The 14,197-nt window shown below is 71.2% G+C and carries 9 protein-coding genes and 2 pseudogenes; 7 read left to right on the forward strand and 4 right to left on the reverse strand.

Features of this window, described 5'->3' with window-relative positions; genetic code table 11:
- A pseudogene (locus LCE31_RS25475) lies at positions 1-294 on the reverse strand (hypothetical protein); the annotation flags it as partial.
- Positions 295-709: 415 nt separating this feature from the next.
- On the opposite strand from LCE31_RS25475, the gene LCE31_RS25480 reads away from it, so the two are divergent.
- The gene (locus tag LCE31_RS25480; RefSeq protein ID WP_225018022.1) at positions 710-1,522 is read left to right on the forward strand and encodes an SAM-dependent methyltransferase; all 813 of its coding nucleotides are present in this window, start codon (positions 710-712) and stop codon (positions 1,520-1,522) included.
- Entirely contained in the window at positions 1,519-3,690 is a 2,172-nt protein-coding gene (locus LCE31_RS25485) for a putative bifunctional diguanylate cyclase/phosphodiesterase (RefSeq protein ID WP_225018024.1), read from the forward strand. The genes LCE31_RS25480 and LCE31_RS25485 overlap by 4 nt, the downstream gene beginning before the upstream one ends.
- Before the next feature lie 112 nt (positions 3,691-3,802).
- Here LCE31_RS25485 and pip read toward each other — a convergent pair whose 3' ends face one another.
- Both pip and LCE31_RS25495 read right to left on the reverse strand, forming a co-directional pair.
- Entirely contained in the window at positions 3,803-4,765 is a 963-nt protein-coding gene (pip, locus tag LCE31_RS25490; protein WP_225018026.1) for a prolyl aminopeptidase, read from the reverse strand.
- A 250-nt stretch (positions 4,766-5,015) separates the two neighbouring features.
- A pseudogene (locus LCE31_RS25495) lies at positions 5,016-6,018 on the reverse strand (LysR family transcriptional regulator).
- An 83-nt stretch (positions 6,019-6,101) separates the two neighbouring features.
- On the opposite strand from LCE31_RS25495, the gene LCE31_RS25500 reads away from it, so the two are divergent.
- The 4 genes from LCE31_RS25500 (at position 6,102) to LCE31_RS25515 (ending at position 10,511) form a co-directional block, all read left to right on the forward strand.
- Positions 6,102-6,806, forward strand: a complete 705-nt coding sequence (locus LCE31_RS25500; protein WP_225018028.1) for a succinate dehydrogenase cytochrome b subunit — start codon at positions 6,102-6,104, stop codon at positions 6,804-6,806.
- 1 nt (position 6,807) lies between these two features.
- On the forward strand, positions 6,808-8,757 hold the full coding sequence (locus tag LCE31_RS25505) for a fumarate reductase/succinate dehydrogenase flavoprotein subunit (RefSeq protein ID WP_225018030.1): 1,950 nt from the start codon (positions 6,808-6,810) through the stop codon (positions 8,755-8,757).
- Positions 8,754-9,500, forward strand: a complete 747-nt coding sequence (locus tag LCE31_RS25510; RefSeq protein ID WP_225018032.1) for a succinate dehydrogenase/fumarate reductase iron-sulfur subunit — start codon at positions 8,754-8,756, stop codon at positions 9,498-9,500. Before LCE31_RS25505 ends, LCE31_RS25510 begins: the two co-directional genes overlap by 4 nt.
- Positions 9,501-9,782: 282 nt before the next feature.
- A complete protein-coding gene (locus LCE31_RS25515; RefSeq protein WP_225018034.1) occupies positions 9,783-10,511 on the forward strand; it encodes a COG4315 family predicted lipoprotein in 729 nt (242 codons plus the stop codon).
- 151 nt (positions 10,512-10,662) lie between these two features.
- Here the strand turns inward: LCE31_RS25515 and LCE31_RS25520 are convergent, their stop codons facing one another.
- On the reverse strand, positions 10,663-11,682 hold the full coding sequence (locus LCE31_RS25520; protein ID WP_225018035.1) for an MsnO8 family LLM class oxidoreductase: 1,020 nt from the start codon (positions 11,680-11,682) through the stop codon (positions 10,663-10,665).
- Positions 11,683-12,059: 377 nt separating this feature from the next.
- Between LCE31_RS25520 and LCE31_RS25525 the strand changes: the two genes are divergently transcribed.
- Entirely contained in the window at positions 12,060-13,886 is a 1,827-nt protein-coding gene (locus LCE31_RS25525) for an MFS transporter (protein WP_225018037.1), read from the forward strand.
- Positions 13,887-14,197: the final 311 nt, after the last annotated feature.

Here is a 14,197-nt window from a genome sequence, read left to right on the forward strand (position 1 = left end):
GGTCGGCGGGGGCGTCGGCGGTTCGGGCGGGCACGGCGGGCAGGGCCAGTAGCCCCAGCCGTGACCGTGGCCATGGCCCCAGCCGTGACCGTAGCCCCAGCCGTGACCGTGGCCCCAGCTGTGGCCGTGTTCGTGGCCGCCGGACACCGCGACCGCCCAGACGCCGTCGGGACCGACCGAGGCGTAGGCGCAGCTGTCCGCGGCGGCGGGCGTGGACAGTCCGGACAGCCCGGCGGCGGACAGGCAGACGAGGGCGCAGGCCGCCAGCAGCCGCCCCGCGTGGGTTGTGTGCACGGCGGAGAGCTTGGACCGCGAATCGCGCTGCCACGCCGAAAGGCGTCAGGATTCCCCCGGATAGGGGGATTTGGCGGACCCGGATTCGGTGTATCGCGGTTTCCGCGGACCACCCGATCCGGCGATCCGGGCAACGCGCTTGTATGCTCCGTGAGTTAACGGAGCAGACGGCGAAGTAGCGGTCCCGCGGGGGGAAGAGGGCGGGGCGGTACGTTCGCGGACGCGTACGGTCATGACCGGACCACCGACAGCTACTGGCCAGACAGGGGGAGGGCGCGTGCCGGAGGTGTGCAGCCGAGAAGCGGGCACCCGTGTCCGTCCGGGCTCGCTCTCCCGGGCTCCGGTCAGTAGCCTCGCTCGAACACCCGGCCGGGCACCCGGCCGTGACTTGTGGCGACACTCGTTGGAGACCTCGATGGAACGTCCCGCGTGGGCCCCGCAGGGCATCGACATATCGGTGCCGAGCGTTTCCCGCATGTACGACTACTACCTGGGCGGTTCGCACAATTTCGAGGTCGACAGGCACGCCGCGCGCAAGGCGATGGAGTTCATGCCGGGGCTGCCGGCGATCATGAAAGCCAACCGCGCATTCATGCGACGGGCCGTGAAATACGCACTGGCCGAGGGCGTCAGACAGTTCCTGGACGTCGGTTCAGGAATTCCCACCTACGGGAATGTGCACGAAGTGGCACGTGAGGCCGCTTCCGACGCACGTGTGATCTACGTCGACCACGACCCGGTCGCGGTCACGCACAGCAGGGCGGTACTGGAGGGCGTACCGGGCGCGGACGTCGTCACCGCGGACCTCCGCACGCCCGCCGAGATCCTCTCCGCCCCCCAGGTCACCGAACTCCTCGACCTCGGGCGGCCGGTGGCGCTGCTGCTGGTCGCCGTCCTGCACTTCATCCAGGACAGCGACGAGCCGCACCGGGCCGTCGCCGCACTGCGCGACGCCCTCGCGCCCGGCAGCCTGCTGATCCTCTCGCACGCCGGATACGACGGCCTCCCCGTGCCCCGCGAGCGGACCCGGAGCGCCGCCGACGTCTACCGGGACACCCGCAGCCCCATCGTGCTGCGTTCGCGCGAGGAGACCGCCCGCTTCTTCGACGGCTTCGAACTCGTCGAACCCGGTCTCGTCACCATGGCGCACTGGCGTCCGGAGATCCCGCCAGAACAGGCGGACCCGTACGCCTCCTCGGGTCTCGTCGGGGTGGGGCGCAAGGCGTGAGCGTCCCCCCGCCCACGTCGGGCACCCACGACGACCAGGACGCCTTCGAGGACAGACTCCGCAGGTTCGCGACCATCTGGAGCCGCGCCGTCTTCCCGTCGTCCGCGACCTCGCTGACACGTTCCGAGTTCGAGCAGCACCTGCTGCCGCTGGCCCGTCAGCTCAACGAGGCCCTGCGCGCCCGCCCGTTCGACACGGCGCCCGCCGCGCGGGTCGGCGCGGCGCTCGTGGCCGCGCACTGCACCGACCCGGAGACGCTCGCCCGCACCCTCGGCGTCATCGAGTCCTACCTCGTGCTCTACTGCGGCACCGAGGAGTTCGCGGGCGACGAGAACCGGGCCCGCTGCGCCCGGCTCCAGCACGCGCTGGCCGGCGGCTTCGCGCAGGCCCTGCGCGAGCGCACGCTCGACGAGCAGGAGGCCATCGCCCGCTCGGCGCTCAGCGCGCGCTCCGACGCCGAGGAGGCGCTGCGTGCCACCGAGGCCCGCTTCCTCGCGGTCTTCGAGGGCGCGGCCATCGGGATCTGCATCGCGGGGCTCGACGGCACGGTCCTCGAGGTCAACGACACCCTCACCAAGATGTTCGGCGGCCTTGAGCACCATGTGCGCAGCCGCAATGTGAACGAGTGGGTCCACCCCGAGGACAAGCCGCAGGTCTGGCGGATGCACGGCGAACTGGTGCGCGGCGAGCGCGAGCACTTCTCCATCGAGAAGCCCTTCTACCGGGGCGACGGCACCGTGCTGTGGACCAACCTGACCGTCTCCCTGCTGCGGGACGCGGAGGGCGCGCCGCAGTACCAGCTCGCGCTGATGGAGGACACCACCGAGCGCCGGCTGCTCAACCTGCGGCTGCGGTACGAGGCGACGCACGACGCGCTCACCGGCCTGCCCAACAGGACGCTGTTCTTCGAGCGCCTCGACAAGACCCTCGCGGCCGGTGACGGCGCCCGCTTCGGCCTGTGCTACCTCGATCTCGACGGCTTCAAGGCCATCAACGACAGCCTGGGGCACTCGTCCGGCGACCGGCTGCTCGTGGAGGTCGCGGACCGGTTGCAGAGCTGCGCCACCGCACCCGGCGAGATGGTCGCGCGCCTGGGCGGGGACGAGTTCGTGGCGCTGACCACCGGCCCCGACACGAGGACCGAGGCGGCCGACCTGGCCTCCCGCATGCTCGGCGTCCTCGGCACCCCGATCCGCCTGGACGGGCGGGAGTTCACGGTGCGCGGCAGCATCGGCATCGTGGAGGGCGAGGCCGCCGAGCGCAGCGCCGCCGAGGTCCTGCGCAGCGCCGACATCACCATGTACCGGGCTAAGGCCGCGGGCGGCAACCGCTACGAGACGGCCGACCCGGAGTCGGACGAGCGGGCGATCACCCGGCATGGGCTGACCACCGCGCTGCCCGCGGCGCTGGAGCGCGGCGAGTTCTTCATCGAGTACCAGCCGCTCGTGAACCTCGGCGACGCCGCGGTGCACGGCGCGGAGGCGCTGGTGCGCTGGGCGCATCCGCAGCACGGCGTGCTCGGCCCCGACCGGTTCATCGCGCTCGCGGAGCGCACGGGCCTGATCGTCCCCCTCGGCCGCTGGGTGCTCGAACAGTCCGCCCGCCAGGCGAAGCGGTGGCTCGACGAGCGGCCTCCAGGAGAGCGGGACCGCCCGCTGCGCGTCAACGTGAACCTCTCGCCCGCGCAGCTGCACCACCCGGGCCTGGTCTCCGACACCGTCGACGTGCTGGACCGGGTGGGGCTGCCGCCGGGCGCGCTGTGCCTGGAGGTGACCGAGTCGGCGCTGATCGGTGCCGACGAGGACCTGCTCAAGCCCCTGCGCCAGCTCGCCGAGATGGGCGTCCACATCGCGCTGGACGACTTCGGCACGGGCTACTCCAACCTCGCCAACCTGCGCCGGCTGCCGGTCGGCGTGCTCAAGCTGGATCGTTCATTCACGCAGGGTATGCAGCAGCATCCGGCGGACCCGGTCGACCTCAAGATCGTGGAGGGGATCGTCTCGCTCGCCCACAGCCTGGACCTGACGGTGACCGTGGAGGGTGTGGAGACGGGCGCGCAGGCCGACCACCTGCGACGCCTCGGCTGCGACACCGCCCAGGGCTGGTACTACGCGAGGCCGGGCCCGCCCGACCGGCTGCACGACCTGTCGCTGGTCGACGCGGTGTAGCACCACCCTCCCGCGTCCGCGGTGGTGACACCGCGCCACCACGATGGGCCCGAGGGGATCAGCGGCCCACCCGTCCGCCGCTCCCGCGGCCGGCCGTGCGCCGGGGGCGGGCTCACGACCGGGCGGCGAACCGGTCGAGGGCTTCGAGCACATGGCCGCGTGTCGCGGCGCCGCCGAGATGGCCCGCGTCGTCGACCACGATCAGCTCGGCGCCGGGCCACGCGTGCGCGAGTTCCCAGGCGGTGTCGAGCGGACCGCCCATGTCGAGCCTGCCGTGGACCAGTACGCCGGGGATTTGGGCCAGGCGGTGGGCGTCGCGCAGCAGCGCGCCCTCCTCCAGCCACGCGCCGTGGGAGAAGTAGTGCGAGCAGATGCGCACCAGGGCGAGCCGCGCGGCCGGCGGGCGGTCGCCGTACGGGCGGGAGGGGCCCTTCGTCTCACCGGACAGGACCGCGTCCTCCCAGGCGCACCAGTCGGCGGTCGCCCTCTCCCGGACCGCGGCGTCCGGGTGTTCCGCGAGTCGCGCGTAGGCCGCGACGATGTCCCCGTCCCGGGGAGTGCCGGGAGCTCCCGCCAGGAAGCGCTCCCATTGCTCGGGGAAGAACCGGCCGACGCCCCGGTAGAGCCACTCGGTCTCGGAGCGCCGGGTGGTGGTGACCGCGGAGATGACGATCTCCGACACCCGCTCGGGGTGCGTCTCGGCATAGGCCAGGATCAGCGTGGAGCCCCACGAGCCGCCGTACAGCAGCCAGCGGTCGATCCCCAGGTGCTCGCGCAGCCTTTCCATGTCGGCCGTCAGGTGCCGGGTGGTGTTGTGCCGCATGTCGGTGGCCGGGTCGCTCGCGTGGGGAGTGCTGCGTCCGCAGCCGCGCTGGTCGAAGAGGACGACCCGGTACCGGTCCGGGTCGAAGTACCGCCTCGCCCCGGGGCCGCAGCCCGATCCCGGCCCGCCGTGGACGACGAGCGCGGGTTTGCCGTCCGGATTGCCGCAGACCTCCCAGTACACGAGGTTGCCGTCGCCGACGTCGAGCATGCCGTTGTCGTACGGCTCGATCGGCGGGAACAGCTCGCCCATTTCCAGACCTCCTGGCAGCACAGTCCGTTGCGGGGGAGTCCGTCGCGGACAGGGCTGTAGTAGACAGCATGGCCGGGTCGGCGGTCACCCCGCTGCGCCCCGGTCGAGGACCCGCCGTTGCGTCCGGCCGCCCGTGCCGGGGGCGCCGAGCCGCGGAGCCCGTACGAAAAAGCCCGTACGGACGGACGCGCGGACGGACAGGCGTGCACGAGCAGTGCCCCGTGCGGAGTCCGTGCGGAGAAGTGCCGGGTCAGGCTCGGCCGGGAGCCGGGGGGAGTCGCGTCGCGAGCAGCAGCCGTTGCAGCTCGCGCGCGGCGCGCGGCGGTGCCACGTCGCTGCGGTGTGCCAGTGCGATCTTCCGGCGCAGCCCCGGCGGCGCGAGTTCCGTGACGCGCAGGTCGTGGCCCGCGCGCTCCGCGACCATACTGGGCACGACCGCCACGCCGAGCCCCGCCCGTACGAAGCCGAGCACCGCGTCCATCTCGCCGCCCTCCACGGTGAACGACGGCTCGAACCCCTCCGCGTGGCACGCCGCGACCGTCAGCTCCCGCAGGTCGTAGCCGTGCCGGAACATCACGAGCGGCTCGCCCTGGAGGTCCGAGATCCGCACCGGCCGGCCGCGGGGGGGGGGCGCCGCGGGGGGGCCCCCCCCCCCCCCCCCCGCGGGGGGGGCCCCCCGCGCGCCCCCCCCGCCCGCCCCGCCCCCCCCGCGGGCGGGGGGGGGGGGCCCCCCCCCCCCACGACACCACCACCAGATCCTCCTGGAGCAGCTCGACCGTCGTGAGCGCGGGGGAGGGGCTCGGCAGCGGCAGTGCCACCAGCGCCAGGTCGAGGCCGCCGCGCGCCAGCTCCCGCACCAGGTCACGGGACCCGCTCTCCTCGATCAGGAGCTCGATCCCCGGATGCAGGGAGTGGAAGGAGCGCAGGACCTCGGGCAGCAGGCCCGTGCACAGGCTCGGTGTGGCGCCCAGCCTGATCCGGCCCCGGCGCAGCTGTGCCAGCTCCTGCACCTCGTGCCGCGCGGTTTCCGCGTCCGCGAGGATGCGCCGGGCCAGCGGCAGCAGTGACTCCCCGGCCTCGGTGAGCGCCACATTGCCGCGCGCCCGGCTGAACAGTTCTGCGCCCAGTTCGTTCTCCAGCGCCCGGATCTGCTGGGAGAGCGACGGCTGGGAGACGTGGACCCGCTCCGCGGCACGCGTGAAGTGACGGGTCTCGGCGACCGCGACGAAGTAGTGAAGCTGATGGAACTGCACGATGTCATGATAGGGACAGGCTATGGAGATGAGCCAATCCATGTCTTGGACCTCTGAGGTGCCCCCGCCCTACGGTCAGGTACATGGCTCTGGCTACGCGGACTGACAAACGGCCGTCCCTGCCCAAATCCGTCTGGGACTCCACGATCGGCAAGAAGACGGTGATGGCCGTCAGCGGGCTGCTGATGCTCGGCTACCTCGTGGTCCACATGTACGGGAACCTCAAGATCTTCTTCGGGCCCGGCACCTTCGACGACTACGCCCACTGGCTCCGCGTCGTCGGCGAACCGTTCTTCCACTACTCGTGGTTCCTGTGGATCGTCCGCGTCGTGATGGCCGCCGCGGTCGTCGCGCACGCCGTCACCGCGTACCAGCTCAGCCGCCGCGACCTCGCCGCGCGCCCCACCAAGTACGTGCACAAGAAGGCGCGCACCAGCTATGCCACCCGCACGATGCGCTGGGGCGGGGTGATCCTCGGCCTGTTCATCGTCTGGCACATCCTCGACCTGACCACCGGCACCGTGCAGCCGGGCTTCGTGCCGGGCCACCCCTACGCCAACGTCGTCGCCGCCTTCCACGAGTGGTGGAACGACGTCATCTACATCGTCGCGATGCTCGCGCTGGGACTCCACATCCAGCACGGCTTCTGGAGCGCCGCGCAGACCCTCGGCGCGGGCAGCGCCACCCGCGACCGCGCCTTCAAGAGCCTGGCGAACGTCCTGGCGGTCCTGCTGACCGCGGGATTCGTCGCCGTACCCGTCGCCGTCATGACCGGACTGGTGAGCTGACATGAACGAATACCCCCGATACACCACAGGCGAGCCGGTCCGTGACACCAAGGCCCCTGACGGGCCCGTCGAGGACCGCTGGAGCCGCCGCCGCTTCGAGGCCAAGCTGGTCAACCCCGCGAACCGCCGCAAGCACACCGTCATCGTGGTCGGCACCGGCCTCGCGGGCGGCGCCGCCGGGGCGACCCTGGCCGAACAGGGTTACCACGTCGTCCAGTTCTGCTACCAGGACTCACCGCGCCGCGCCCACTCCATCGCCGCACAGGGCGGCATCAACGCCGCGAAGAACTACCGCAACGACGGCGACTCGATCCACCGGCTGTTCTACGACACCGTCAAGGGCGGCGACTTCCGCTCCCGCGAGTCCAACGTGCACCGCCTCGCCGAGGTCTCCGTCGAGATCATCGACCAGTGCGTGGCGCAGGGTGTGCCGTTCGCCCGCGAGTACGGCGGCCTCCTCGACACCCGCTCCTTCGGCGGCGTCCAGGTCTCGCGCACGTTCTACGCCCGTGGCCAGACGGGGCAGCAACTGCTCCTCGGCGCCTACCAGGCGCTCTCCCGGCAGATCGCCGCGGGCACCGTCGAGATGCACCCGCGCACCGAGATGCTCGACCTGATCGTGGTCGACGGCCGCGCCCGCGGCATCGTCGCCCGCGACCTGGTCACCGGCTCCGTCTCCACGTACTTCGCGGACGCCGTCGTCCTCGCCTCCGGCGGCTACGGCAACGTCTTCTACCTGTCGACCAACGCGAAGAACAGCAACGCCACCGCGATCTGGCGGGCCCACAGGCGCGGCGCCTACTTCGCGAACCCCTGCTTCACCCAGATCCACCCCACCTGCATCCCGCGCTCCGGCGACCACCAGTCGAAGCTGACGCTGATGAGCGAGTCGCTCCGCAACGACGGCCGCATCTGGGTCCCGAAGCAGGCCGGCGACGACCGCCCGCCGAACCAGATCCCCGAGGACGAGCGCGACTACTACCTGGAGCGCGTCTACCCGTCGTTCGGCAACCTGGTGCCCCGCGACATCGCCTCCCGCGCGGCGAAGAACGTGTGCGACGAGGGCCGCGGCGTCGGCCCCGGCGGCCAGGGGGTCTACCTCGACTTCGCCGACGCCATCGCGCGCCTCGGCCGCCGGGCCGTGGAGGAGAAGTACGGCAACCTCTTCGAGATGTACGAGCGGATCACCGCGGAGAACCCGTACGAGGTCCCGATGCGGATCTACCCCGCGATCCACTACACGATGGGCGGGCTCTGGGTCGACTACGACCTCCAGACCACCATCCCCGGCCTGTTCGCGATCGGCGAGGCCAACTTCTCCGACCACGGTGCCAACCGGCTCGGCGCCTCCGCGCTGATGCAGGGCCTCGCGGACGGCTACTTCGTACTGCCGCCCTCGCTCAACGACTACCTCGCCCGCAACCCGGGCCTGGCCGCCCTGGACGAGGACCACCCCGAGGTCGCCGAGACCGTCGCCGCGACCGAGGACCGGCTGCGGCTGCTGCTGGCCGTGGACGGCGACCGCACGCCCGACTCCTTCCACAAGGAGATCGGTGAACTCCTGTGGGACCAGTGCGGAATGGCCCGCACCGACGAGGGCCTGCGCAAGGCGCTCGACCGCATCCCGCAGATCCGCGAGGAGTTCTGGCGCCGCGTCAAGGTCCCCGGCACCGGCGAGGAGCTCAACCAGGCCCTGGAGAAGGCCAACCGCGTCGTCGACTACCTCGAACTCGCCGAGCTGGTCTGCCTGGACGCGCTGCACCGCACGGAGTCCTGCGGCGGCCACTTCCGCGAGGAGTCGCAGACCGAGGGCGGCGAGGCCGCCCGCAAGGACGAGGAGTTCTCCTACGCGGCGGCCTGGGAGTTCGCGGGCACCGGCGAGGCGCCCGTCCTGCACAAGGAAGACCTCGTCTTCGAGTACGTCCACCCCACCCAGCGGAGCTACGCATGAGGCTCACCCTGCGCGTCTGGCGGCAGGCGAACGCCGACGCCGACGGCAACATGGCCACCTACGAGATCGACGGCATCACCGAGGACATGTCCTTCCTCGAAATGCTCGACTCCCTCAACGAGAAGCTGATCCTCGAGGGCGACACGCCCGTCGCTTTCGACCACGACTGCCGCGAGGGCATCTGCGGCGCCTGCGGTGTCGTCATCAACGGCGACGCCCACGGCCCGGAGCGCACCACCACCTGCCAGCTGCACATGAGGCACTTCAAGGACGGCGACACCATCGACGTCGAGCCCTGGCGCGCGGGCGCGTTCCCCGTCGTCAAGGACCTCGTCGTGGACCGCTCCGCGTTCGACCGGATCATCGGCTCCGGCGGGTACATCACCGTGCCGACCGGCGCCGCCCCCGAGGCGCACTCCACCCCGGTGCCGAAGGCCGACGCGGACTCCGCCTTCGAGCACGCCGAGTGCATCGGCTGCGGCGCCTGCGTGGCGGCCTGCCCCAACGGCTCTGCGATGCTCTTCACCTCCGCCAAGATCAACCATCTGAACGTGCTGCCGCAGGGCGCCCCCGAGCGCGAGACGCGCGTCCTCGACATGGTCACGCAGATGGACGGCGAGGGCTTCGGCGGCTGCACGCTGACCGGGGAGTGCGCGACGGCCTGCCCGAAGGGCATCCCGCTGGTTTCCATCACCTCGATGAACAGGGAGTGGCTCCGCGCGAACCGCAAGGCCACCCGCTGACGCGGACCCGTGCTCCGGCGCCGAGGCGGTGGCGTCCCGCGACTCCCTCCAGGCGGGCTCTCGGCACGGAAACCGCCCGTTCGGAGCAGCGGGCCCGCGGCGCCTGCGACGGGTGGGAAGGCCCGGGGACAGCGGGCCCCGATACCTCCTATCGGGGGGTTCGGGGCACCGGACGGCCCTGTTCGCTTCGCTCCTTCGGCGGTCATGACTTCCACTGGAGGTCATGCGGCCCCACTCGGGTGAGCCGTGCCCGCCTACCTGGCGGCTTCCGAAGGAGTCCGGATGAAGAACACCGCTGTGAGGGCGGCCGCCGTGGTGGCAGCCGCTCTCTTCGCGACGACGGCGACCGCCTGTTCGAACAGCGGCTCGTCCTCGCACCACAAAGGGGACACGGGCGCGCATGTGAAGGCGGCGGCCGAGCAGGAGGCGACCGCGTCACCGTCGTCCAGCATGTCCCCGGGCATGAAGGACGCGGCAGCGAAGATCATGACGAGCAACGTGCCGGGCCTCGGCGAGATCCTCGTCGACAGCAAGGGCCACACCCTTTACGTGTTCGAAAAGGACACCACCGACAAGTCCACCTGCACGGGCGCGTGCGCCCAGGCGTGGCCGCCGGCCATCGTCACGGCGAAGCCCCAGGCCGGCACCGGGAGCAGCTCGGCGTCGCCGTCCGTGAGCGCGTCCGTCACCGGCTCGGCCTCGCCGAGCCCCTCCCCGTCGGTCTCCGCGTCGCCGTCCCCGACCGGCGGCATGGTCCAGGCCTCCCTGCTGGGCACCACCAAGCGCAGCGACGGCACGCTGCAGGCCACCTACAACAAGCACCCGCTGTACTACTTCGCGCTGGACAAGCAGCCCGGCCAGACGGGCGGCCAGGGCGTGAACGCCTTCGGCGCCAAGTGGTTCGTCGTGGGCCCGAAGGGCGCCCCCGTCACGGCGAAGGCGCCCAAGAGCAGCGCCAGCCCGACCGGCAGCTCCACCGCGACCACCAGCACCGGCGGTACCCAGTACTGACGGTCGTCTCCCGCACCGGTCCCACTGCGGACCGCCAGCCGCTTCAGGGCCCCCGGACGCGTGAGCCTCCGGGGGCCCACGCGTGTTCCGGCCCGAGCGGTATCAGCAGGGCCGGAACACGCCGGAGCCGTGCCGGGCGCCGGAGCCGGTATCAGCCGGCCAGGCCCCGGAGCCGGGCCAGGCGCCGGTAGGAGTCGTACAGCGCCGTGCGGTCGTACGTACTGGTGGTGACGAGGAACTCGTCGGCGCCGCTGCGCTTCAGCAGTCCTTCGAGCGCGAGGCCGACCTCCTCGGCCGTGCCGTAGAGGTGGCCGCTCATGGCCTCGTCGAACAGGACCCGCTCGCGCGCCGTCATGGAGGCGGTGGGCACGGCGCCGGCGGGCCGGAGGGGCGGAAACTCCCCGCGTGTACGGGAGTACGCCGTCGACCACGCCTCCGGCACCAGGATGCGCCGCGCCTCCTCGGTGGTGGCCGCGATCGCGACCGTGCCCGAGAGGACCACCCGGGGCCGCTCGCCCCACGCCGAGGGCCGGAACCGCGCACGGTAGTCGTCGACGGCGCGCAGCATGGCCTCCTCGCCCCGTACCGCCGCGATCACCAGCGGCAGCCCGGCACGTGCCGCGACGGCCGCGCCCCGGCCGGTGGCGAGGACGAAGGCGGGGATGCGCAGGCCCTCGGCCGGCCGGGCGTGCACCTGCGGATAGCCGGTCTGCTCGCCGCTCAACCAGCCCAGCAGCTCGTCCAGTTGGGCGGGGAATTCGTCGGCGGCCTCCTTGCCCTGCCCCAGCGCCTTGCGGATGCCGTCGGTGAATCCGACCGACCGGCCGAGGCCCATGTCGACGCGGCCGGGAAAGAGGGACTCCAGCACACCGAACTGCTCGGCGACCACCATCGGCCGGTGGTTCGGCAGCATCACACCGCCGGTACCGACCCGGATCGTGGACGTCGCCGCGGCCACCGCCGCCGCGAGGACGGTCGGGGCCGAGCCGGCGACGCCCGGCACGCTGTGGTGCTCGGACACCCAGAACCGGTGGTAGCCGAGCGACTCGGCCCGCCGCGCGAAATCCACCGTGTCCCGCAGCGACTGCCCGGCGTCCTGCCCCTCGCGCGTACGGGAGCGGTCGAGAACGGAGAACGGTACGGACGGCGGAACCGGGGCTTCACTGCGCATACAAACGTCAACACAACATTGACGTTCATGCTTCCTGAAGGGCTGAGCGGGGGCGCATCCGGGCACGGCTCCCCGGGGCCACGGCCGACCCTGACAGGGTGCGCGCCCTGTCGCGCATCCGTGCTCTCACATGCGTTCCACAAGTACGGCGTGATCTGCGTCACGAGTCCGGACGTCCCTCACCTGCCGTTTGGGGCGCTCCGTCCCGGATGGGTGGGGAATGAGTGGCTGATGGGGCCACTGGGGTCCAAGCGGGGCTATCTAGAGGACATATGGAAGTCATATGAAGGAGATAGATTACTTGCATCTACCAACGTTCTGCGTCCGCACGCGCCGCGCGGTGGCACGCGTACGCGAAGGAGTAAGGCATTGTGGGCATGAGCCGAACAACCGCAGCGGAACCATCGCGGACCGGCCCCGGAGAGAGCTACAAATGGATCGCGCTCTCGAACACCACGCTCGGTGTGCTGATGGTGATGATCAATCAGTCGATCGTGCTGATCGCGCTGCCTGACATCTTCCGCGGGATCAACCTGAATCCGCTCGACCCCGGCAACACCAGCTACCTGCTGTGGATGCTGATGGGCTTCATGGTGGTCACGGCGGTCCTCGTGGTGACCTTCGGCCGGCTGGGCGACATGTTCGGCCGGGTTCGCATGTACAACATGGGCTTCGCCGTCTTCACGCTGTGTTCGATCGCGCTCTCCCTGACGTACTTCGACGGCAGCGCCGGGGCCCTCTGGCTGATCGGCTGGCGCATCGTCCAGGGCATCGGCGGAGCGCTGCTGTTCGCCAACTCGACGGCGATCCTGACCGACGCGTTCCCCACGCACCAGCGGGGCACCGCGCTCGGCATCAACTCGATCGCCGCCATCGCCGGTTCGTTCATCGGCCTCATCCTCGGCGGTGTCCTCGCACCCGTCGACTGGAAGCTGATCTTCCTGGTGTCCGTGCCGTTCGGTGTCTTCGGCACCGTCTGGGCCTACATCAAGCTGCACGACACCGGTGTGCGGGTGCACGCCAGGATGGACTGGTGGGGCAACATCACCTTCGGCGTGGGCCTGATCGCCGTGCTCGTGGGCATCACGTACGGCATTCAGCCCTACGGGTCCTCCATGATGGGCTGGGGCAACCCGATGGTCATCGCCGCTCTCGTCGGCGGTGTAGTTGTCTTGGGCATCTTTGTCTGGATCGAGCGCACCGTCGCCCAGCCCCTGTTCAACCTCTCGCTGTTCCGGCTGCGGGCCTTCACGGCCGGCAACATCGGCAGCCTGATGATGGCGCTCGGCCGCGGTGGCCTCCAGTTCATGCTGATCATGTGGCTCCAGGGCATCTGGCTGCCGCTGCACGGCTACAGCTTCGAGAAGACGCCCCTGTGGGCCGGCATCTACATGATCCCGCTGACCGTCGGCTTCCTGCTCTCCGCGCCGCTGTCCGGCTGGCTCTCCGACCGGGTCGGCGCCCGGATGTTCACCGTGGGCGGGGCCGCGGTCACCGGCGCCGGGTTCGTCGCGCTGATGGTGCTGCCCACCAACTTCAACTACTGGCTCTTCGCGGTCCTGCTGTTCGTCAACGGCCTCGGGTCGGGCCTGTTCGCGTCGCCCAACCGCGCCGAGATCATGAACTCGCTGCCCGCCGACAACCGCGGCGTCGGCGCGGGCATGGGCGCCACGTTCCAGAACTCGGCGTCCGTACTGTCCATCGGCGTCTTCTTCAGCCTGATGATCGCGGGCCTCTCGCACACCCTGCCGAGCGCCATGCACTCGGGCCTCGTCCACCAGGGCGTGCCGGAGAACGTCGCGTCGGGGGTCTCCCAGCTTCCGCCGATCGCCGTGCTGTTCGCCGCGTTCCTCGGCTACAACCCGTTCCAGCAGCTGCTCGGCCCCGAGCTGTCGAAGCTGCCGGACCACGGCGCCTCCATCACCAACAAGCAGTTCTTCCCGAACCTGATCTCGGGGCCGTTCCACTCGGGCCTCGTCGTCGCGTTCTGGTTCGCGATCGCCGCCTGTGCCGTCGCGGTCGTCTCGTCCCTGCTCACGGGCAAGCTGGGCGGCAAGCACGAGGTGACCTCGCCCGAGCCGCTGGGTGAGGAACTCGCCGCTGTGTCCGGCGAGGCGGGCCTCGCGATGACCGAACTCGTCGTGCCCGAGGGAGAGTCGGTGGGTGGCGAGGCCGCGGGCACCGGCAAGGGCGGCAGCGACTGACGGTCCGGCCCCGGCCATGTGCTTGAGCGTCCGCCCGCCGTACCCGACGGGCGGACGCGGTCGTCCGGGCCCCGGAGTGCCCCCGTCGGCGGGGCCCTAAAATCGCCCCCGGTGGCGGCGATCCGTTCATTCAGACGGCCCACATGCCCACTCCTCCAGGTGGTCATGTCAAATCCAGCCGGTAGCGGAAGAAACGAGGTGTGGCGAGCGCCGCACGCCCGTACGCGGCCCAGGCCGCCGTGCTCCCTACCGCTACTGGAGACAGCCATGTCCTCCGTCGTCCCCGCTCTCCGTCCCGCAGCGGCCCCCGC

Source organism: Streptomyces sp. 8L (assembly GCF_020176795.1).
GTDB lineage: Bacteria > Actinomycetota > Actinomycetes > Streptomycetales > Streptomycetaceae > Streptomyces.